Annotated in this window: 14 protein-coding genes; 6 read left to right on the top strand and 8 right to left on the bottom strand. The window is 38.5% G+C overall.

The genetic code is table 11. The annotated features are described in order from the left end of the window. Window positions 1-71: 71 nt before the first annotated feature. Entirely contained in the window at window positions 72-956 is an 885-nt protein-coding gene (locus tag F6K06_RS00510) for a 4-hydroxybenzoate solanesyltransferase (protein WP_124145537.1), read from the top strand. Window positions 957-1,023: 67 nt separating this feature from the next. Here F6K06_RS00510 and F6K06_RS00505 read toward each other — a convergent pair whose 3' ends face one another. From F6K06_RS00505 to F6K06_RS00490, 4 genes are read right to left on the bottom strand one after another with little or no spacing between them, the layout of a single operon-like run. Then, a complete protein-coding gene (locus tag F6K06_RS00505) occupies window positions 1,024-1,164 on the bottom strand; it encodes a hypothetical protein (RefSeq protein ID WP_161564581.1) in 141 nt (46 codons plus the stop codon). Between the two features lie 49 nt (window positions 1,165-1,213). Next, window positions 1,214-2,203, bottom strand: a complete 990-nt coding sequence (locus F6K06_RS00500; protein ID WP_124145536.1) for a hypothetical protein — start codon at window positions 2,201-2,203, stop codon at window positions 1,214-1,216. A 31-nt stretch (window positions 2,204-2,234) separates the two neighbouring features. Beyond that, window positions 2,235-4,022 carry a hypothetical protein gene (locus F6K06_RS00495; RefSeq protein WP_287239411.1) on the bottom strand — a complete coding sequence of 596 codons (1,788 nt, stop codon included), beginning with the start codon at window positions 4,020-4,022 and terminating at the stop codon, window positions 2,235-2,237. Further along, window positions 4,000-6,582 carry a LamG domain-containing protein gene (locus F6K06_RS00490; RefSeq protein ID WP_287239409.1) on the bottom strand — a complete coding sequence of 861 codons (2,583 nt, stop codon included), beginning with the start codon at window positions 6,580-6,582 and terminating at the stop codon, window positions 4,000-4,002. The genes F6K06_RS00495 and F6K06_RS00490 overlap by 23 nt, the downstream gene beginning before the upstream one ends. 318 nt (window positions 6,583-6,900) lie before the next feature. Between F6K06_RS00490 and F6K06_RS00485 the strand changes: the two genes are divergently transcribed. Together F6K06_RS00485 and F6K06_RS00480 are read left to right on the top strand one after the other, a co-directional pair. Continuing rightward, window positions 6,901-8,103 carry an RNA-guided endonuclease TnpB family protein gene (locus tag F6K06_RS00485; protein WP_287239407.1) on the top strand — a complete coding sequence of 401 codons (1,203 nt, stop codon included), beginning with the start codon at window positions 6,901-6,903 and terminating at the stop codon, window positions 8,101-8,103. A gap of 56 nt (window positions 8,104-8,159) precedes the next feature. Then, entirely contained in the window at window positions 8,160-12,491 is a 4,332-nt protein-coding gene (locus F6K06_RS00480) for an SDR family NAD(P)-dependent oxidoreductase (protein ID WP_287239404.1), read from the top strand. Window positions 12,492-12,726: 235 nt separating this feature from the next. Here F6K06_RS00480 and F6K06_RS00475 read toward each other — a convergent pair whose 3' ends face one another. Then, complete coding sequence (locus tag F6K06_RS00475) at window positions 12,727-12,903, bottom strand: hypothetical protein (RefSeq protein WP_287308790.1); 177 nt, start codon at window positions 12,901-12,903, stop codon at window positions 12,727-12,729. 64 nt (window positions 12,904-12,967) lie between these two features. Between F6K06_RS00475 and F6K06_RS00470 the strand changes: the two genes are divergently transcribed. The 3 genes from F6K06_RS00470 to F6K06_RS00460 all read left to right on the top strand — a co-directional run bounded on the left by F6K06_RS00470 (window position 12,968) and on the right by F6K06_RS00460 (window position 19,700). Then, entirely contained in the window at window positions 12,968-18,892 is a 5,925-nt protein-coding gene (locus F6K06_RS00470; protein ID WP_287239401.1) for a non-ribosomal peptide synthetase, read from the top strand. A gap of 93 nt (window positions 18,893-18,985) precedes the next feature. Then, on the top strand, window positions 18,986-19,528 hold the full coding sequence (locus tag F6K06_RS00465; protein WP_287239399.1) for a hypothetical protein: 543 nt from the start codon (window positions 18,986-18,988) through the stop codon (window positions 19,526-19,528). Continuing rightward, a complete protein-coding gene (locus F6K06_RS00460; protein WP_124145531.1) occupies window positions 19,509-19,700 on the top strand; it encodes a hypothetical protein in 192 nt (63 codons plus the stop codon). The genes F6K06_RS00465 and F6K06_RS00460 overlap by 20 nt, the downstream gene beginning before the upstream one ends. A 4-nt stretch (window positions 19,701-19,704) precedes the next feature. Here F6K06_RS00460 and F6K06_RS00455 read toward each other — a convergent pair whose 3' ends face one another. The 3 genes from F6K06_RS00455 to folP form a co-directional block, all read right to left on the bottom strand. Then, window positions 19,705-19,872 carry a hypothetical protein gene (locus F6K06_RS00455; RefSeq protein WP_161564580.1) on the bottom strand — a complete coding sequence of 56 codons (168 nt, stop codon included), beginning with the start codon at window positions 19,870-19,872 and terminating at the stop codon, window positions 19,705-19,707. Beyond that, window positions 19,841-20,866, bottom strand: a complete 1,026-nt coding sequence (locus F6K06_RS00450; protein WP_124145530.1) for an ABC transporter permease — start codon at window positions 20,864-20,866, stop codon at window positions 19,841-19,843. The genes F6K06_RS00455 and F6K06_RS00450 overlap by 32 nt, the downstream gene beginning before the upstream one ends. A gap of 302 nt (window positions 20,867-21,168) precedes the next feature. Then, window positions 21,169-22,032 (bottom strand): dihydropteroate synthase, encoded by an 864-nt coding sequence (gene folP, locus F6K06_RS00445; RefSeq protein ID WP_124145497.1) that lies wholly within the window; start codon window positions 22,030-22,032, stop codon window positions 21,169-21,171. Window positions 22,033-22,338: the final 306 nt, after the last annotated feature.

The raw sequence follows: 22,338 nt of genomic DNA, 5'->3' as shown, positions 1-22,338 counted from the left end.
ATTTGTCCTTGACAAAATACCTTCATTTAAGGTATAAATATGTCCAGAATCTACAATCCAAAGTCATAACAATGTTGACCAAATCTCATCCTCCTCAATCAGAATCAACCTTGATGAAAGTAATCAAGCTTCTGAGATGGGATAAACCAGCCGGACGCTTAATTTTAATGATTCCTGCTCTATGGGCTATATTTTTGGCCACTGATGCCATGCCACCCTTACCATTAGTCGGAGTAATTATTGTAGGAACTCTGGCCACCAGTGCAGCAGGTTGTGTAATTAACGATTTGTGGGACAGGGATATTGACCCAGAAGTGGAGAGAACTCGCGATCGCCCCCTGGCCTCCCGTGCTTTGACTATTCAAACAGGTATTGTCATTGCTATTATTGCTTTTGCCTGTGCTGGAGTTATAGCACTTGATCTCAACCGACTCAGTTTTTGGCTATCCGTAGCAGCAATTCCGGTAATTATTTGTTATCCCCTGGCCAAGCGATTTTTTCCAGTACCTCAGTTAGTATTATCTATTGCTTGGGGTTTTGCCGTATTAATTAGTTGGAGTGCTGCAGTAGCTGAGTTGGACACTTCTACCTGGATTTTGTGGGGCGCTACTATTGTTTGGACTTTGGGTTTTGATACGGTTTATGCCATGAGCGATCGGGAGGATGACCGACTTTTAGGGGTTAATTCGAGCGCTCTATTTTTTGGTGAATATGCAGCTAATGCTGTAGCTATATTTTTCTTTTTGACTGCCGTTTTATTGGGAGTATTAGGAGTAGAAATGGAGCTACATTTTGGCTTTTGGATAGCTCTTGGTATTGCTACAGTTTTCTGGTCTATTCAATATGGAAAATTACGGCAAGAGGAAATTTTAAAACCCTACGGTCAGATATTTAGACAAAATGTTTGGATTGGTTTTATATTATTGGCTGGTATGATTACGGGTTTAATATTTTAAGGAAGGAAGAAGGAAGAGGGAAGAAGGAAGAAGGCATCCCCCCTTGTCCCCCAGGGCTGTTTCATTCTCAATAGACACGGGGACGCGGGGACGCGGGGAGGCGGAGACACGATGAAGTTGAGCGATCGCCCTCTGCAATAAACAAACTCATGGTCTCAACCGGAGTTTGATGAAGGCGATCGCTATTCACACCATAACAATGGGTCAAAAATTCGTTTTTGTCCTCTTTCTAGAATGCCAATTTCTGTATCTTTAACTTAGTTTTGTGGTAAATTCAGAAAATCCTCCATAATTTGGAAGAAATCTAAACCCCCGTGATTCTCTACTTTGTACAGATCCCCCATGATTTCAATAACCTTCTCATTCTGATTTTTCATATCTTCTGACTTATTCAAGTCTAACTCCATTGAGGGAATAATTGAGTCTTTAAAAAGTGATTTTATGTCCTCATAATCATCTCCGCTCATGTCATTTATCAACGGTAATAATACATCTATTATCTCCTTTTTCGCATCATTTGCATCTTGAGTTGGATATCTCTTTTGCTTCAAAGCTCCTACTTTAGTCTTCATTTCCGATATAGTGTCATCGTTGACTGTAGCGAGATGCTTGTTAGATTTAAAGTAATTATCACAGTGTGTCAAAACGTCTCTTAAATCTTTAGGTAAAAAGCCGATCGCTATATTTTGCCCGCCACTTTCTGGGAACAAGTTTTTTTGGTTATTTTGAAGATATGTGGAAACAGCTCTTAACTTATCACCTAAGGTGTTTCCTCTATACTTTATTCCTTTATTGTTAATAAATGTATCTACATCAGTTTCTATAGTTTTGGGATTATCGTTAATGTATGCCGTAAAAGCATCAAGAAGTAAATGAGAAGGAATAATGTGCCGTCGATGGTCTCCTACCTTGACTGGTATATCATCGCGTGTTCTCTGAGTAAATGCTGGCCGACCTTCATAATACCATATTCCTCTACTGTCTTGTAGAAATGCAAATGGTTTCTGACGAGGGACGTTATGTCCCTTTTTCTTCCACAAAGCTTGGAAAGCTTGTTTAACTATAGTTTTTTTAGTTGTATGAACTAACTGGTTTTTATGGGTTGCTCCTATTATAGCTTTTTGTTGATTAGCAAAATTCTTAGGATTTCTACTTCGTGTTTGCATAATAATTAATTCTTCAAATTCATTAACACTTTTTCGGCGTTCTTGGTATAGTAGTGGATAAGTTTTGTAGGAACCTTCCATAGAAAGTTCCTACATTCTTTTTTCGAGATGTCTATTGATTTTCCAGCAAAGATTTTAGCTCTGTAAGTTTACCTCGAATATCTGCAAGTTCACCTTGTATACTTTGATTTTTCCCTTCTAGGGAATCAAAGTAATTAACGATTTCTGCAGTTATTTGATCCGGATCTTGTTGCTTACGAATATCCCGACCAAAGCCCATTAGTGCTGGACGTTCTACATAAGTAACTCGGTGTAGCACTCGCCAAGTTTTATTAGCTTTGCCCCTCGCTTGACGCAAAGCACGAGCTTCTTCATCGTTACTAGCAAGCCATTCGGGGTCAACTACATAGTCAAAGAAATCATTAAAGTTTTTGGTACTACCTTCCAGGTAAAAACTCATAAAGCGATAGCGGTCTACCTTTTCCCCTGGCCGAATAGGGTAGTCATCGGCATCGGTAACTCCAATGCTTTCTACACCACTTAAATCCACATATAACTGAAAACCTGTGCTACGACTTTCAGTTTTAGTCATAGTTTGGGTCATCTTGACAGTAGCTTGAGCAGTTAATTCAACTGCCGCCCCAAAAAAACCAAAGTTACCCTCTAAACCTAAACCGGCGTAGAGATCGAATGAACCACCAATAGTATGTTCTGCAGTATTAGCAAAACTCTGTGCCTCTGTCCGCAACCCGCCATCAGCATCCCAAACGTAATTGTTAACTATATTACGCTTTCCAGCTCGAATTTGGATACTTTCCATTTTCCGTTGCCAACCAGCAAAACTATCTGTGGCATGGACTCTCGAATCCTGATCTTGAATTCTGGAGCTAATTTCTGCCTGTTTCTGTTGAGCAGCATCTGACTGCTCCAAAGCACCAGACCTTGCTTCCTCTTCCCGCTGTTTTTGTTCTGCTGCTTCTTGCTCTTTTCTCTCCTCCTCAGTCATATTCTCATCAGGTTTATCTTCTTCCCGCTCCAGAGATATTTCTGATGGCGCTTCTCCTTTGCTTGCTTCTCGTTCCAAGGATGCTTCATCCACAAGCAGTGCGTTAAATTGAGCAAAATATGACTCTCGCCGTTTATCTTCATTCTCAATCTTTTGTTTGAGGTCGTAAGCTTCCTGGAGACGATAGTAACTAGCGGGATATAGAGAACCATATTGATCCCGCATTTCCGGGACATGGCGGAAGAAGCGATCGCTACTAGCGCTAGAACCTGTCATCCCATCCAAGCTACCGTTCATAGTATAAGTTGGATTAATCAAGAACGTAATAGTATTAATATCTGGTGGAATACCATCCACAGGTTGCACTTGATAACCAATCATTTTCTTCGTGCGTTTGAGGCGAGTAATAAACACATCTGCTAAACTCGAAACCACCAAAGCATAACCGACATTTTTGGGTATAAAACGCTGACCTAAATGGGGAAATTGGATACCTTTTTCATAGTTACCCCGTAGTTCCAAGCGATCGGTCATAGTTATGGATGAGCTAGAGCTAATACTGGTTTGATTCAAGAAATTGTAACTGAGGTCAAGATTACCTTTGAAACCTGCTCGTATATCTGATGCTTTTGTCATCACTCCAAAACCAGCGTATGAGACGTTGCTGGCTCCCATAAACAGATTAATTGATGCCCCCAAACCAACTTCTTGGTAACGATTCCAGCTAAATGCTACATCTTCGGACATACCTAATTCTACAGAGGTTGCATTGTTGTAGTCTATCTTAACACTCAAGTTTTCGCTCGGTATTGGTGGCGCTCCTTCGATATAGCCTAGAAGAGTGGGTGCAAACTGAGCATTACCTATCCACTTAAGTTCTAAGAATATCAGCAATTTCAAAAGCACGCATCATTGCTACCATATAAGGTACAGTAACGCGACAAGTTGCTTGATACCAGTTATTGCCTAATGACACAAAGTCACTGTCAGCTCCAGAAAACGTCATCTTTTGCTCGGCACTGCGACTTGTTTTACCCCAATAGGAGAAACTGAACAATTTATTACCATTGACATTATTGGGGTTAACATGAGGATCGGTCTTAAATTCAAAAGTTTCTACATAGGTTGCTCCAGCAGTAACTGCCACCAAATCATCATTGCTGTACTTAACTACTTGAGTAGTATTATCTCCTAAAGTGCGACTCAGAGTAATCGCACTCACAAAAGCATCCCCATGTACGATTCCATCATTTCCGTAGGCAGAAAAATCAACTACTTTTCTGTCTTTAGTAATCGCCCCTAAGCGCCAATAACCTACTAAATCTACTTCTCGTCCAGTTAGCTGTAGGTACATACTGTCTTTAATTTCCTGAACAGTACGAACTTTATCCCAAATTTGTACATCAGCAATTTTGCCAACAAAAGACTTGCCAATCTCAAATTCTGGTTGCCAATTTTCTGGTGTATTGGGTAATGCTGCAAATTCTCCAGGAGTTCCTACCTGCTGACCATTTTTACAAAGAGTTAAAGTTGTACTGTTACTTGCACCATCAGAAGCAATCACACCAGCATAATGCACCCATTGATTTGTGGGGAGCGTTGCTGTATCAGTGACTTGTTTATTACTATTACCTATTCTAGCTTTCAGAGTCACAGTACCATTATTAATCAATAGTTGGAAGCATTGTTCTTTTTCCCAAACAATAATTTGTTCTCCACTACTTGTCTGTGATACATAAACCCAAGCTGAAATCGTATAACCGAAAGCAAATTCTGTAGATGGAGGCGTTAACTCAATAGCAGGAATAGCAATTTTCTGATCCCCACCATTAAACATCACACCCCGACGCTTTCTGGATTTCAATTTCAGATTGACTGCTTCCCCTGATTGCCAACTAATACCGTTAACAACAAAATTTTCTACGTCAAGCTTCTGAATAGCTAAAGTTCTATTATAGTCACTGGTATTAATAATTTGAACTTCATCCCCATCTTCCAGACCATGATTAAAAGCTGTTATTCTCAGTCTTTGATTTTCTACCCTTTCAAAAGCAGTGATGGCACCATCAAAAATTAAACCTGTTTCTGCTTCTGGCACTACTTCCCAACGACCAATGTCTCCATCAACATAGCTAGTCTCAATTTCAAAGGTATCTTCGTCAATGGCAGTAGCTACATAATGGCCATCATAACTTTGAGTATCCGTGATTTCAATAATGTCACCAGTGATTAAATCCGCTGCTTCAGGAGAGGTAATCTGAACTGTATCTTCATCTCCTCTATTTATTGCAGTAATTGTACCCTGGGGCGGTGGTGTGGAATCACCTATTCCTTTAATTTCATCCAGGGTATTTAAGGGTAACAATAGATCGCGACTATTGCTCCTGAGAATAGTCTGGGAGTCTGGGTTTTCATCAATCTCTGCCAAAGTGCCATCTGCTGCTACTGCAAAACTCAAAGCTGCAACATTTCCCTGTTTTGTGGGAATTGCCAACATGATCTTGGTGGCATTTTTCAACAACTGCATTCCTTCCCTGGTTTGCTGCTCCCGTTGGATATCGTATTTGGTGGCAGAAAAACCGTCAGCTACCTCAACGTTATTAATATCTAAAGTCCGATGAATAATCCCAGGAATAGAACGAGGTACTAATGCATTCTTGGCTTCTCGTTTCTGCTCTAATATTGTATAGTCCTTAATATCAAATAATCCCTCTTCAGAAGCGCCAATTGTTGTCAACTCTATCTTCTGAGTTTGAGAATTGTAAGCAAAAATATGCCAACGGTATTTTTCATGTTCGTTAGTTGGTAACAAGACTACGGAAAACCAGCCTTTGTCAAGATTTGTAATTAGGCTCAATTCCGTAGTTGGTTCATAAAATGGCTCGCCATCAGCATCTCGAAAGTCCAAAGAGTCAATATTTGCTAACCCACCATTTGCTTTTTTCCTCATGCTCTCAATGGGTTGATATTTTTTCCGAGAGCGTTTAAACCGCACATCTAACTTCCGCACTAGCTGATTAGTCATGCCATCGAGGACAAAACGGTCTACTAATAAAGTATTAGGAGTAGTTTCGGTGGCATTAGCTTTCGACTGACGAAAAACATAAATGTGTTCCATCCCAGAAACTAATTGTACTGGTGCAACCGCAGATTCATTCAGAGTTCTGTAGCGAGAACGCAGAATAAATTTATTGGGGTCATCTTGATGAGTTAATTCTGCGGTTTCTTTGTCTATTACGGACTGGTCATCCTCTGCTTCATCAGGAAATTCCAGTTCTTGCCAATCTTCCCATCCCGTGCGTTGGTCTTCGGGAGTATTGAGGTAAGAGTCTTCAAAGCCATCCTGCTTAATGGTGTAGAAAATCTTGCCGTTAGCATCGGTCGCAATAACTACTACTTTGCCTTCATGGGCAATAGTGTTAATGAATTCCAGCTTTTCTTGGAGTAATAGCATTAATCTGCCGTTCTAAGTATTAAAATTATTGGTTGGACTTATGGCTTTAGCGATCGCAATTGGTCCAAACTAAAACCCGATAAGAGCAAGAGTATAATCAAATAATTAAAACATCAAAAAGTTAACATTTTTTTAATTTTCTAGCCATCATCCCAGTCATATCATGTGCGGTTGAATACTTATAAAAAAACGACTTCCCCAAAATAATGCTATACTTACCAAAAAATTGGGTTTAAAGCCTCGCCCATAAGCGGGCGACTTTTTAGTTGTTTTTTTTAAATAAATATGTTATCGTGCTGTTTAGTTTAGATAGGAATTATGAAAGCTAGATTTAAGTATCGTATCTATCCAACACCGGGACAAAAATACCGATTAGCAAAGCTATTTGGTTGTGTCCGTGTGGTTTGGAATGATAGCCTAGCTTGTTGTCAAGAAAAATATAGATCGGGAGAAAAGAAACCCACAAATTCTCAACTACAAAAACAGTTTATCACTCAATCGAAAAAGACTGAAGACAGAGAATGGTTATCAGAAGTTTCTGCTATACCATTGCAGCAATCTTTAAATGATTTAAACCAAGCTTATCAAAACTTTTTCAAATCAACTAAAGGTCAACAGAAAGGTAGATCTATTAAACCTCCTAAATTTAAAAGTAGAAAGTCAAAGCAAACTGCTAGGTTGACAAAGGGAGGGTTTAAAGTTGGTCAACACAAAGTTTATTTAGCCAAGATAGGAAAGCTAAAAATAGTCTGGTCAAGAGAGTTACCTGCTGCTCCATCATCAGTAACAGTAATCAAAGATTCCGCTCATAGATATTTCTTGAGTTTTGTAGTAGAAATACAACCAGAAGTATTACCTAAAACTGATAATTCAGTAGGTATAGATTTAGGTATTAAAACCTTTGCTACATTTAGTGACGGTACAAAGATTGATGCACCAAAACCACTCAAAAAACGAATTAAGAAGTATCAAAAGTTAAGTAAGTCATTATCTCATAAAACTAAAGGCTCTAAAAGGTATGAAAAAGCCAGGATTAGAGTAGCTAAATTCCATGCCAAACTGAAAGATACAAGAGCTGATTTTCTACATAAATTATCTACTAAAATAATTCGTGAAAACCAAACAGTTGTTTTAGAAGATTTGAATGTTTCTGGCATGGTGAAAAACCGTAAATTATCCAGAGCCATATCAGATTTAGGTTGGAGACAATTTAGGACGCTGTTAGAAGGAAAAGCTGAAAAATACGGTCGTGATTTTAGAGTAATTAGCAAGTGGGAACCAACATCACAAAAGTGTTCATGTTGTGGATTCAAGGGTGGAAAGTTAGACCTTTCAGTAAGGGAGTGGGAATGTCTCAACTGTGGTACAAAACACGACCGTGATGAAAATGCAGCAATAAATATATTGGTCGCGGGCGGGCAGTCCGAGACAAAAAACGGACGCGGAGGCAAGCGTAAGACTAGCGCCAAGCTTGCAGCAGCCTGTGAGGTGTCAACCCGCCGAGGAGCTAGGGCTCGGTAGGAATCCCCGTGCCTTTAGGCCGGGGAGGATGTCAAGCAGCATAAAAACAGAAAATTATGCACGAATCAAACAACACCAAAACAGACAAATGTATCCATCAGTTATTTGAAGAGCAGGTTGATAAAGCCCCAGATGCAGATGCAGATGCATTTAAACAACAACTAGAAATAGTCGGAACCAAACAACGGCAGACATGGATTAAAGGGAAGCGAATAGAACTAGCCAACATAGAAACAGCTCTATTATCAGTCTCCGGAGTAGAACAAGCTTATGTATTAGCTCATCAAACCTTATTAGTAGCTTATGTCGTATTAGCCGGAGTCTGGAACCCGAAACAATTACACTCCCACATCCAACAGCAGTTACCCCCATACATGATCCCAAAAGCTTATGTTCCCCTGTCGAGCTTACCCTTAACTGACAAAGGAAAAGTAGACGAAGTAGCGTTGGCACGTTTTCCAGTAATTGACGATAACGTAGTACAACAATGGGAAACACAACTCAAAGCAGTGCCAGAAATAGAACAAGTAGCAGTGGTAGTGCAACAGAAAACACTAAAGTTGCCACCATTGCATATATCAGACTTGCTGCTATCAGAACAAATCACACTTCCTAATAATGCTGCAACTCCTGTAGCAGAAAAGTCAGTTCCCACAACAGAATTACAAACCCAATCAACATCAGGAAAACCAGCTATCAGTGCAGGAGAAGCAATCAAGTGGTCGCAAAATGCACCAACTACTTTAGCACAAGTATTAGAACGAGCAGCTCAAAATCAGGGGGATACAAATCTGATATATATTCAGTCAGATGGAGAAGCGATCGCTCAAACCTATAGTGAGTTGTGGGTAGAAGCTCAAAGAATATTAGGTGGGTTGAGACAGTTAGGATTGAAACCTCAAGATAAAGTAATCTTTCAGTTAGAATCAAATCAAGATTTTATCAGTGCATTTTGGGGTTGTTTGTTGGGAGGGTTTGTACCTGTACCAGTATCAGTACCCCCTAGTTATGACCAATCTCATAGTAGTCTGACAAAACTGGAAAATACTTGGCAAATGTTAGGACAACCTTTGATACTCACAGATAGGAAATTAGTATCATCTGTGCGTGGGTGGTCGCAACGTCTGAATTTAGGTAGGTCTGTGGTTGAAACTTTGGAACAGTTACGAGGTTTTGCACCAGATACAAATATTTATAAAAGTCAACCACAAGACCTAGCAGTTTTGCTGTTAACTTCTGGCAGCACTGGGATACCTAAAGCAGTAATGCAGGAAAACAGCAAGCTATTGAGTATGTCTGCTGGTACAATTGCCATGAACCAATTTTCTAGTCAGGATGTGACTTTGAATTGGATGCCGATAGATCATGTGGGAGCATTGGTATTTCTGAGTATTATGGCAGTTGACCTAGGATGTCAGCAGATTCATGTACCGACACAATTGATATTGCAAAATCCACTCAAGTGGTTAGATTTAATTGACTGTTATCAAGCTACAATTAGCTGGGCACCAAATTTTGCATTTACTATGATTGGCGATCGCGCAGAAGAGGTTAAACAACGACACTGGAATTTGTCTTCCATGAGATTTTTAGTAAATGCAGGAGAAGCAATAGTTACTAAAACTGCTAGAAACTTTCTCCAACTTTTAAATTCTTATGGTTTATCGACAACAGCTATTCATCCAGCTTTCGGAATGTGCGAGACTTGTTCGGGGATTACATGGTCTAATAGTTTTTCTCTTGAATCATCATCTGATGAAGATAAGTTTGTTGAACTTGGTCAACCAATTGCGGGTACTTGTTTGAGAATTGTTGATGCAAATCAACAAGTAGTTGGTGAAGGAGTTGTTGGCTTTTTACAGGTAAAAGGTGCATCAGTCACATCAGGTTACTATCAAAATCCAACAGCAAATAAAGAAGTTTTTACAGTAGATGGTTGGTTTAATACGGGAGATTTAGGGTTTCTCAAGAATGGAAGTTTAACTATTACCGGACGACAAAAAGATGTAATTATTATCAACGGTTTAAACTACTATAGCCATGAAATAGAATCGGTGGTAGAGGAATTACCAGAAATAGAAGTTTCTTACACCGCAGCTTGTGCTGTGCGAGAAGCTAATAGTAATACGGATAAATTAGCGATATTTTTCAATAGTGAAAAAAACGAAGATAGAGAGTTATTATTTTTATTGAAAAATATTAGAGAACAGGTGATAAAACGTATGGGAATTAATCCAGATTATTTAATTCCTCTAGACAAAGACTTAATTCCCAAAACTTCTATTGGTAAGATTAAACGAACTCAACTCAGTCAAAAATTTGCCACAGGAGAATTCAAAGAAATTTTAAAGCGGGTAGATTTAATTACCGAAAATAACAACACAATTCCTGATTGGTTTTATCAAAAAATATGGGGACGAAAACAAGAAAATTATCAACCACAAAAATTAGCAAAAATCGGAGTAATTTTAGTATTTTTAGATGAATTAGGATTAGGTCAACAGTTTTGCCAAAAGTTAGAAAAAAATTCTCACCCTTATGTGGAAATAGAATTAGGAGAAACTTTTCAAAAAGTTAGTAATAATCACTATATAATTGCTCCATATATTCAAGAAAATTATCAAAAATTGTACGAATCTTTAGCAGCAGAAAATATCAAAATTGGAGCAATTATTCACCTGTGGCATTATGATAAATATACTGGAAAAATTACTGACACAGAAATTATAGAAACAGCACAACAAACAGGTATTTACAGTCTCTTATTCCTGCTACAAACTTTCGGTAATCAAAACCAAAATTATCCACTCCGACTGTTGTATGTTGCCAATAATAGTCAGTCTCTAAATCCCCAAGAAGCAATTTCCTATCAAAAAGCAACAGTACCAGGTTTACTAAAAACTATTCCCCAGGAAAACCCCCAGTGGCAATGTCGGCATCTAGACTTACCACAAAACTCATTAGAAGTCAATAGCGATCGCATCCTTCAGGAATTAACTATTGATGCTAAAGATTCAGAAGTTGCTTATCGAGATGGAGAGCGTTGGGTATCAGCTTTGGAGAAAATTGACCTACCTTCAAAACCTAAACAACCGTTACCATTCAAAGCAGGAGGAACTTACCTTATTAGTGGAGGTTTAGGAGGAATTGGTGTTGAAATTGCTAAGTATCTCCTGGAACATTATCAGGCTAAAGTGTTGTTATTAGGGCGAACTTCTTTACCAGATAGTAAAAGTTGGGAAAGTTATTTACAGCAAGGAGGTAAACTAGCAGAGAAAATCAAAGGTTACCAACAATTACAAAAATTAGATGGTGAGGTGATTTACCAAGGGATAGATATTGCAAATCAAAAAGCAGTGCAGGAGGTAGTACAGCAAACCTTGTCTGGATGGAACACTCAACAACTGGATGGGGTGATTCATCTAGCAGGGTTGATGCAAGAGCGTTTGCTGATAGAGGAAACACCAGAAAGTTTAGCTGAGGTGTTACGGCCTAAATTATTAGGAACTTGGGTATTACATCAATTGCCAGAATTGCAACCAAAGAGTTTGTTTATCAACTTTTCCTCTATTAATGGTTTCTTTGGTGGCACAACGGTGGGAGCTTATGCAGCAGCTAATAGTTTCTTGGATGCTTTCTGTTACTATCAACGCGATCGGGGTCAGTTACAGAGCTATTGTTTAGCTTGGAGTATGTGGGATGAAATGGGGATGAGTCGGGGTTATCAGATGAAGCAGTTAACTCAAGCTAAGGGATATTTAGCTGTGGGATTATCTCAAGGTATGTCTTCACTATTAGCTAGTTTATGCTACGACCAACCATACTTAATGGTGGGTTTGGATGGTAGTAATCTTAATATCAGAAGGTTGACTTCTACTTCGGATACTCTGCAACAATTAACAGCTTACTTTACGACTAACGATAAGGGTAAACCAAATGTGAGTGTTCTGGAGCGTCAGGTACAGGATGCGGTGGGTAAACCTAGTAGTTGTGCTGTAGTGGAGTTGGCAGAAATACCTTTAACTAAGGAAGGGGAAATTGATATAGATTTACTTTCTCAGAGTAATTTGGGTCGCTCTACTCAAGAAAGAGTGAAACCTAGAAATGAGACTGAGCGTCAAATTGCTCAAATTTGGCAGGATGTGTTAGGGGTGTCCCAGGTAGGAGTTGATGATAATTTCTTTGAGCTGGGAGGTAATTCTCTATTGGCAACTCAGGTTATTTCTCGCTTGCGACAGACTTTTGAGAAGGAACTCAACTTAAAGCTTTTATTTGAGTATCCGACTATTACTGGTATAGCTCAAAACCTGGAACTGTTGCGTCAAGTTGCTCAAAATGAAACTATATTAACTTCTGAAACAGAAGAAAAGGAGAGGTTTTTGTTATAGACATCCCCAAAAATTAAAAATAAAATCGGCGTTGGTGAAGCGCGTGTATGATATTAATGTTCATTACTCAGGAGTCAGGAGGGAAGAAAGAAGAAGGAACCTCGAGTAGAAGGAGAAAGTTTTTTGTTTGCTGACGCACAACGCACCTTAACGCGGAGCGCGGAACGGACTTCTATCGCACTCTTATCGGGACATGATATCATACCTCAAATCACCAATGCCATAAAATCAATTATCATACATAAATTATCAATTGTATCATGTCCGGATAATTAGTGATGAAAAAATATTCTCTTCTTCTTTCCTCTTTTTCTTCCCTCCTGTAGGGGCGAACGGCCCTACTCGGTCCTCCTGACTCGGTCCTCCTGACTCGGTCCTCCTGACTCGGTCCTCCTCTCTCGTTATTTATCACTATTCAACCGGACATAATATTATTTCCCCCTATTCCCTTATTCCCTTTTTTATGGAGATGTCTTATGAAAATAGTTGAGTTTATATCTTATCTACAAAATCTAGGTATCAAACTTTGGATAGAACAAGAGCAACTAGGGTGTGATGCTCCAAAGGGAGTAATGACACCAGAGTTGAAACAGAATTTAATCGCCTGTAAAACAGAAATTATAGAGTTTTTGCGTCAGGGATATAAAACTCAAGAACAGTTTATTAAACCAGTTTCTAGAGATGGCAAATTACCTTTATCCTTTGCTCAGGAAAGGTTATGGTTTTTGAACCAGCTATTTCCTAATAATCCAACTTATAATTTACCAATTGTTCTGACTATAGACGGTACTTTAAATATTCTCGCCTTGGAGAAAAGTCTGAACGCAATTATCCAACGCCATGAAACTTTGCGGACTACCTTTTCCGATCTCGATGGAAAACCCGTACAGATAGTTGCTCCGGTAACTGACTTGAAACTGCCAGTGGTAGACTTGCAAAATAACTACTCGCCCCAGGAACAGTCAGAAAAAGTTCAACAGCTAATCAGACAGGAAGCAATGGCACTGTTTGACCTAGCTAAGGGACCGATGCTACGAGTTACTTTGTTGCGACTTGACTCAGAACGTTATGTGCTGCTGATAACAATGCACCACATTATGTGCGATCTGTGGTCTTTAGGGATTTTAGTTAAAGAGCTATCTAGTTTCTATGCAGCTTTTTCTCAGGGAAAAACCTCTGTTTTACCAGAACTACCTATCCAGTATGCAGACTTTGCTCACTGGCAACGAGAATGGTTTGCTGGAGAGGTGCTGGAAAAACAATTGAATTACTGGAAAAAACAACTGACTGGAGTTTCCCCAGTTCTGAAACTTCCTACAGACTACCCCCATCCTGCTAAACCTACATTTAAGGGTGGGAGCAAGTCTTTTCAAATAGGTCTAGATTTGACTAGAAAACTAAGACAGTTAAGTCAAGAGTCAGAAAGTACATTATTTATGACTCTGTTATCTGCATTTTTTGTTTTATTATCCCGTTACAGCGGTCAATTAGATTTAGTAGTAGGTTCTCCTATTGCCAATCGCAATCGAGGGGAAATTGAATCATTGATTGGTATGTTTGTCAATACCCTTGTGTTACGAGCTGACTTGTCAGATAATCCCACTTTCCAAGAATTATTAAATCAAGTAAGAGAAACTACCTTAGAAGCATACGCTCACCAGGATTTCCCATTTGAGAAGCTAGTAGAGCAGCTAAAGATAGAGAGAAATTTAAGTCATAACCCTTTAGTACAGGTGGCGATCGCTCTCCAGAATACTAAAATGGAATCTTGGAATTTACCCGGTTTAAGGGTAAGTCAAATGTTGGATTCTGATTTCACCAGATTTGATTTGGAAGTTCAGTTGATGGAAGTTTCATCAGGTTTAGAAGTTTATTGTAACTACAGCACAGATATTTTTGAGTCAGACACAATAGACCGGATGATCAAGCATTTCCAGGTTTTGTTAGAAGCAGTGGTGACTCATCCAGAACAAAGGGTATTGCAATTGCCAATAATGACACAACCAGAGCTAAACCAAATACTGGTGGAATGGAACGATACCAAAAGAGATTATCCAAAAGACAAATGTATCCATCAGTTATTTGAAGAGCAAGTAGAGAAAACACCAGATGCAGTGGCAGTAATATTTGAGGAGCAGCAACTTACCTACTTCGAGTTAAATTGTCAAGCTAATCAATTAGCACATTACCTACAAAGTTTGGGTGTCAAACCAGAAGTATTAGTGGGTATTTGTGTAGAGCGTTCAGTAGAAATGGTAATTGGTTTGTTAGGTATCCTCAAAGCAGGTGGAGCTTATGTACCATTAGACACCAGTTATCCAGCAGCACGTTTGAGTTATATCTTGGAAGATGCGGCAGTACCAATATTAGTGACAACTAAATCGGTTTTATCAGATTTGCCACAACATTCAGCTCAAGTAGTTTGTTTGGATAGTGATTTAGAAACACTCCGTTCATCTCAAGAAAATACAGTTAACGAAGTCAGAAGTCAGAAGTCAGAAGTCAGAAGTTGTTTTGGTAACGGGGATTTGAGCAGCTCTCCAAAAACGTTTCACCGATCAATGCGGGGTTTTAGACCTAATTATTTTGATAATCCTGCTATTGGAGTAACTCCTGAAAATTTGGCTTATGTAATTTATACTTCAGGTTCAACAGGACAACCAAAGGGAGTATTAATTTCCCATCAAAATGTCACCCGCTTATTCCGCACAACTGAATCAATTTACAATTTCAATGCTCACGACTGCTCGACATTATTCCATTCCTACGCTTTTGATTTCTCTGTGTGGGAACTGTGGAGCGCTCTGCTGTATGGTGGTCGCCTTGTAATTGTGCCGTACTGGGTTAGTCGTTCTCCCAGAGAATTTTACGATCTGTTAGTCCAACATCAGGTTACTGTCCTGAGTCAAACTCCATCTGCATTCGCTCAACTAATTCAAGTTGATCGAGACTATAGTGTTGATGCTCTCAAACTACGATATATCATCTTCGGGGGGGAAGCTCTACAGATAAAAACTCTTGCCCCATGGTTTGAGCGTCATGGCGATCGATTCCCTCAGTTAATCAATATGTATGGTATTACCGAGACAACAGTCCATGTCACATACCAAATATTGACCAGAGAGAACATAGAACAAGTTAGTAGTCCAATTGGAAAAGCTTTAAGCGATCTGAAAATTTATATCCTCGATCGCTATTTACAACCAGTACCCATAGGAGTAGCAGGAGAACTACATATCAGTGGTGCAGGTTTAGCACGAGGATATCTAAACAAACCAGAATTAACAGCAGAAAGATTCATACCTAACCCTTTTGAAAACAACTCAAAACTTTATAAGACGGGAGACTTAGGTAGATATTTACCCGATGGAAATATAGAATATATTGGTCGCATCGACAACCAGGTAAAAGTGCGAGGATACCGTATTGAAACGGGAGAAATAGAATCGAATCTCACTCAACATCCTAGTGTTAAACAAATAGTGGTATTAGCAAGAGAAGATAACTCTGGTAATAAAAGTCTAGTCGCTTATCTCGTGCTAGAAAGTGAAACTCCAGAACTATCGCAGACAGAATCAATAGGAAAATTGAAACATTATCTGAAACAACGGTTGCCCGAGTATATGATACCAAGTTGGTTTGTAGTCTTGCCACAACTGCCACTGACTCCCAATGGCAAAGTAGATCGTAAGGCATTACCTGTACCAAATGTAGCCAGTAGTGTGTCAACGGAGTATGTCGCTCCCCAGACAGAGACACAGAAAGTATTAGCAGAGATTTGGAAAGCAGTTTTGGGAATAGAAAAGGTAGGAATACATGATCACTTCTTTGATTTGGGTGGTCATTCTTTGATGGCAACTCAGGTTGTGTCTCGGGTGCGACAAACCTTTAATATAGAGTTACCCCTCACAAAGTTATTTGAAAATTCCGAACTGGTGAGTCTGTCTCAGGAAATAGAGGTATATTTAGCTCAAAGTCAACGTATAGAAACAGTAGCCATTCAACCAAGAGATAAAAATGAAAACCCCCCACCCTTATCATACCCACAACAAAGGCTATGGTTTATTGAAAAAATGGATTTGAGTAGCAACGCTTACAATCAGCCATTAACTCTACATCTAGTAGGTAAAGTAGATTATGTCGCTCTACAAAAAAGTATCAACCAAATTATTGCTCGCCATGAAACCCTGAGAACTACTTTCAGTGAAATCAATGGTACACCAGTACAAATAATCAAACCCCCTTTTGAACTACAACTACCCATACAAGACTTAAGTGGGTTAACACCATCTGAGCAAACTGCCAAACTCCAACAGCTACTTCAACAAGAAAATGAACAAACATTCAATCTAGAAATAAACCCTCCTATACGCGCTCAGTTGATCAAACTAGAAACAATAGAACACATACTGCAAATCACATTACATCATATAGCTAGCGACGGTTGGTCACTGACCGTATTATTCAAAGAACTCTCAGCCATTTACACTGCAACACTAGAAGACCAACCATCCCCATTACCACAACTACCAATACAATATGCTGACTTTGCAGTGTGGCAGCGGAACTACTTACAAGGTGAAACTCTTGAAACCCAACTCAACTATTGGAAGCAAAAGCTGCAAGACTTACCTCAACTACAACTACCCACAGACCATCCCCGACCCCCAGTTCAAACCTTTAATGGGGGAGGTATACCGATAAACATATCAGCAGCAGTAACATCAAAAGTTAAACAACTCAGCCAAAAACAGGGAACTACCCTATTTATGACTTTGCTCGCAGTATTCAAAGTATTACTGTTTCGTTACAGTGGTCAAGAAAGCATAGTAGTAGGGACAGCGATCGCCAACCGCAACCGTACAGAAATAGAAGGGTTGATAGGTTTCTTTGTCAACTCCCTAGTCATGTACACAGACCTGGGAGAGAACCCTAGTTTCACAGAAGTATTAAACCGAGTTAAACAAACAGCTTTAGAAGCTTATACTCACCAATATATACCCTTTGAGAAGCTAGTAGAAGAGTTGCAACCAGAAAGGTCTCTCTCCAAAAATCCCTTGTTCCAAGTAATGTTTGCGGTGCAGCAGGAGGAAATCTTCAAATCATCCTTCAATTTACCTAACTTAGAGCTAAGTTGGTATGAAGGAACTGGAGCTGAAATGACAGTGCGGATGGACTTGGAATTACATCTGTGGCTAGCAGGAGATGAAATCAAAGGATTTTGTGCATATAACCGAGATTTGTTTGAAGTTGAAACTATTAGCAGGATGCTGTCAGATTACCAAAACCTACTATCAGCAGCAGTAGAGACTCCAGAACAACCTATTAGTCAGTTGCCATTAATGACAGAATCAGAACGAGACGAAATACTGGTAGAGCGGAACAACAAGACAAAAGATGACTCCGCAGATAAATTTATCCATCAGTTATTTGAAGAACAAGCCAAGAAAACATCAGATGTATTTGCAGTAGTACCGGATAGTATCAGTGTCTCCAGAGAGTATGTTGCTCCTCAGACGCAGACACAGAAAATATTAGCAGAGATTTGGCAAGAAGTTTTGGGAATAGAAAAGGTGGGAATATATGATAATTTCTTTGATTTGGGGGGTCATTCTCTAACCGCAGTCAAATTAGTTTCTCAGATATGCAGAAATTTCAACATTAGTCTCTCAGTCAAAACTTTATTCTTACACCCAATAATTGCTGAGTTAAGTAATATCATCACAGAATTACTAAACAATAAAAGTGTCTCTCAACAGCAAAGTTCTCAATCAATTAAAAATGACGTTCAGGAAACATTAAAGGATAAATTTGTACAAACTAAAAATTCCGAGTATGTACAATTTGAATCTCGCTCTTTGTTATCTTTATTTGCCGTAGGTAAAATTCCTCCTGTCGATGCTGTAGCTTTAGGCTATTTAGGAGAATATGATGCAGAAATATTTGATTTTAGTCGAGATTATATTATTGAAAATATCTTTGAAAATCTTCCTTTTTGGGTAATGGTCAAACAGACTAATTGGGGTAGAATTGCAATAATAATTTTGCCTCAATTTATTTCTGATTTATATAGCAATCAAGATGATACAGTACAAGTAACTATTGAAGCATTAGAAATGGCTAGAATAATTGGCGCTAAATTTGTTTCTTTGACTGGCTTAATTCCTTCTGCGACTGATTATGGTTTGGCAATTAACAAGGCAATTGCTAATCGTCAGGATTTGCCAAAAATCACGACTGGACATAGAACAACTGGTGCTGCTGTTGTACTTACTATTAAGAAGATATGCGAGGAAGGTGGTCGATATTTAAGTACAGAAAAAGTAGGATTTCTTGGCTTAGGTTCTGTAGGAATGAATGTGCTGCCTTTAATGTTGAAATGCTTACCCCATCCTCAATAAATTACTCTTTGTGATGTTTATAGTAAGTGGGAACTTCTCGAGAATATTCAACAAGATTTAGTACAGAAATTTGGTTTTAAAGGTCAGATAAATTTGGCATTATCAAAAACAACAGTTCCAGAAGAAATTTACGAGTCTAGTTTAATTGTGGGAGCTACAAATGTTCCAGATGTATTAGATATTATGCAGGTTAAACCTGGTACACTAATTGTTGATGATTCTGGTCCTCATTGTTTTTCCGTAGAGGAAACTATTCAGCGTTTTCAAGAACGGGAAGATATTTTGTTTAGTGAGGGTGGAATGTTGCGATCGCCATTTCCGATCAAAACAACAGTCTATTTACCACCCTCTTTAGAAAAGATAATGAATAATGCTCAAAAAGCAGCAGTTTTTAATTCAAATCCTTTTAATATCATGGGTTGTGTTTTTTCTAGTTTACTCTCATCTCAGTTTGAGCAACTGGAACCTACTGTAGGAATTTGCGATGGAGAACAGTCTCAATTACATTACCAAATTTTGCAAGAATTAGAATTTGAAGCAGGGGATCTACATTGTGAACATTATGTACTTCCAGCAAAATCAATAGCCAATTTTAGACAGCGTTTTGGGTTTGCTTATGGAAAGTCTTATGGGTGAGGGTAGGAGACAGGAGACAGGAGACAGGAGAAATGGGAATCAGCGAGGAGGTAGGAGTAAAAATTGTCAATTTGGGATTTTTCTGCACTTTGGAGGAGGGAAAGCAGAAGGCAGAAAGCAGAAGGTAGAAGGGAAAGAAAAGTTCAAAGGGAGTTATATCATGTCCGGATAATTAGTTATAAAAAAACTTTCTCCTTCAACTCTAGTTCTTCCTCTTCCTTCTTCTTTCTTCCCTCCTGACTCCTGACTCCTGACTCCTGACTCCTAATAAATAGCTTAGTTATTTGTAGCAAACATTTATCGCGCTTGGTATTAGTACCTAATTCTCGGATCGATATAAGCATTTAAAATATCAATAAAAATACTAACTACCACAACAATTCCGGCAAAAAATACAACAATTCCCTGTACTGTAGGATAATCTCGCGAACTAATTGCTTCATATAATCTATTCGCTAAACCAGGCCAAGAAAAAGTTACTTCGGTTAATATTGCTCCTCCTAATAAAGCAGCAAAAGTCAATCCTAAAATTGTAATTACTGGAATCATGGCATTTTTGAAAGCATGAGCAAATAGTATTCTTAATTCAGGAACGCCTCTTGCTCTAGCAGCTTCTACATAATCAGATTTTAATGTTCGTTTGAGATTAATTCTGACTATTCTTTCAAAAATACCACTGAGCAAAATTCCTAACGTTAAACTCGGCAAAGCTAAATAATATATAGAGGTGAAAAAATGACTTATATTACCACTAAAAATACTATCAACTGTGTATAAACCTGTAATACTTGGAGGTGGATTTTCAGTAATAGGAAAACGAGTACCTAAAGGAAACCATTTTAACTGTACTGCAAAAATTAATTGTAAAATCATGCCAGCCCAGAAAGGTGGAACTGCATAAGTAATAATTCCAAATAAACGCCCACCAATATCTAACTTGGTATCAGGGTGAGAAGCTGCAATAGAACCAACAGTAATACCAACAATTAGAGCGATCGCCATACTAAATACTGCTAATTCTACAGTGGCAGGAAAATAATTTTGAATAATTTGCCACACTGACTCCCCGCGAGTGGTCATTGATGTACCAAGGTCAAAACTGAGTAATTTTCCTAGATAATTAAGATACTGTTCCAGTAGTGAGCCATCTAAACCAAGTTCTACTCTTAGAGCTTCTTTTGTTGCTGTTGATACTTTTGGTCCAAGAATAGCATCTACAGGGTCTCCCGGTGTTGCTCTTAATAACAAGAAAACTAATGTACTAATAGTCCATAACATAAGTGGGGCTAATAGCAAACGTATTAATATATAAGAATAGAGGGCTTTAGAGCGAGACATTATTTAAAGTTATATAGTTCGGGATAATTAGTTATCATATTGCTAAGGAGTCAGGAGTCAGGAGTCAGGAGTCAGGAATCAGGAGGTACGAAGAAAGAAAGGATTTGAACTATTAAATTTTTAAATTCATATTCAACAGAACATCTGTACTAAGAGGAAATAATTTTGCGATTACTGTATACCGGATTTTATATTAAAAGTTAATTGATAATAGTTAAACTGTACAGGCGTTAACGATAGTTATGTGAAGCAAACGGCCGTTTGCCCCTACTCCTGACTTCTAAATTCTGAATTCTGAATTCTTAATTGTTTAATCCTTTTTCTTCCTTCCTAAAAATAACATCTGCAACTCGAGAAACTTCAGACATTTCTTTCACATCGTGAACTCGTAAAATATCTACAGATTCAGCTATTGCTGCCACACAACCTGCCGCAGTTCCCCAAACTCTTTGTTTAGCATCAGGTTGATTTAAGATTTTACCAATAAAACTTTTACGAGATAACCCTACTAAAATCGGACAATTTAAACTTTTAAACCTTGATAAATTACGGATAATTTCTAAATTTTGTTCGTAATTTTTAGCAAAGCCAAGACCAGGGTCAATAATAATTTTATCCCGTTCAATTCCCGCTGTTATAGCCGCCTCTATTCGACTCTCTAAAAATTGATATATTTCCCCAATTAAATCTTGATAATCTGTCAATTTTTGCATTGTTTTTGGCGTACCCTTAATGTGCATTAATACAATGGGTACTTTAAGAGTAGCAACCACCGAAAACATATCTTGGTCATAAGTACCCCCAGAAATATCATTAATTAAATTAGCACCAACTTCCACAGCTTTTTGTGCAACTACTGCCCTAGTTGTATCAACAGAAATTGGGATTTCAGCACAAATATTTTGCTGATTTCTTAATAACTTAATTATTGGTAAAACCCGATTAAATTCCTCCTCCAGAGACACAACTTCAGCCCCTGGTCGAGTAGATTGACCACCAATATCAATCATATCAGCGCCAGATTCTACCATTTTTTTTGCTTGTTTTAAAGATGTTTCTAATGTATTAAAATCACCACCATCACTAAAACTATCTGGCGTTACATTCAAAATACCCATAATATAGGTACGTTTTCCCCAAGCAAAATTTTGATAGTAATTGTGCATTTTAATGATGTTTAATAATTAATGCAGTAACAGTTAAATAATTTATCTTTTCTGTGGCAGTTTTATAGCAGTCGAAGGAAAGGTTAGGACAGTTCAAAAGTTTAAAACTCAGACAAAGTAAGACTTTTCCTTCTTCCTTCTTTGTTCTTCCTTCTGCTAAAATACCGCACCGTCTACACAGTACTGAAAATTGTTTGGGGTTATGAGACACAAAGTGGCCGATTGTTGACTATTCATAAGAATTAGACCTTCTGCCTTCAGCATAGCTGCCTTCTTCAAGAGAATTGATTTTAGGATAATTTAAGC

This window comes from Okeania sp. SIO1H4 (genome assembly GCF_010672695.1).
Classification (GTDB): domain Bacteria; phylum Cyanobacteriota; class Cyanobacteriia; order Cyanobacteriales; family Microcoleaceae; genus Okeania; species Okeania hirsuta.
This window is presented reverse-complemented; position numbering and strand designations above follow the sequence as displayed.

Coding starts and splice junctions, on each gene's coding strand:
- F6K06_RS00510 (WP_124145537.1), top strand. CDS start 72: ATGTTGACCAAATCTCATCCTCCTCAATCAGAATCAACCTTGATGAAA.
- F6K06_RS00500 (WP_124145536.1), bottom strand. CDS start 2,203: ATGGAAGGTTCCTACAAAACTTATCCACTACTATACCAAGAACGCCGA.
- F6K06_RS00480 (WP_287239404.1), top strand. CDS start 8,160: ATGCACGAATCAAACAACACCAAAACAGACAAATGTATCCATCAGTTA.
- F6K06_RS00485 (WP_287239407.1), top strand. CDS start 6,901: ATGAAAGCTAGATTTAAGTATCGTATCTATCCAACACCGGGACAAAAA.
- F6K06_RS00455 (WP_161564580.1), bottom strand. CDS start 19,872: ATGCTTATATCGATCCGAGAATTAGGTACTAATACCAAGCGCGATAAA.
- F6K06_RS00460 (WP_124145531.1), top strand. CDS start 19,509: ATGGAAAGTCTTATGGGTGAGGGTAGGAGACAGGAGACAGGAGACAGG.
- F6K06_RS00490 (WP_287239409.1), bottom strand. CDS start 6,582: ATGCTATTACTCCAAGAAAAGCTGGAATTCATTAACACTATTGCCCAT.
- F6K06_RS00470 (WP_287239401.1), top strand. CDS start 12,968: ATGAAAATAGTTGAGTTTATATCTTATCTACAAAATCTAGGTATCAAA.
- F6K06_RS00450 (WP_124145530.1), bottom strand. CDS start 20,866: ATGTCTCGCTCTAAAGCCCTCTATTCTTATATATTAATACGTTTGCTA.
- folP (WP_124145497.1), bottom strand. CDS start 22,032: ATGCACAATTACTATCAAAATTTTGCTTGGGGAAAACGTACCTATATT.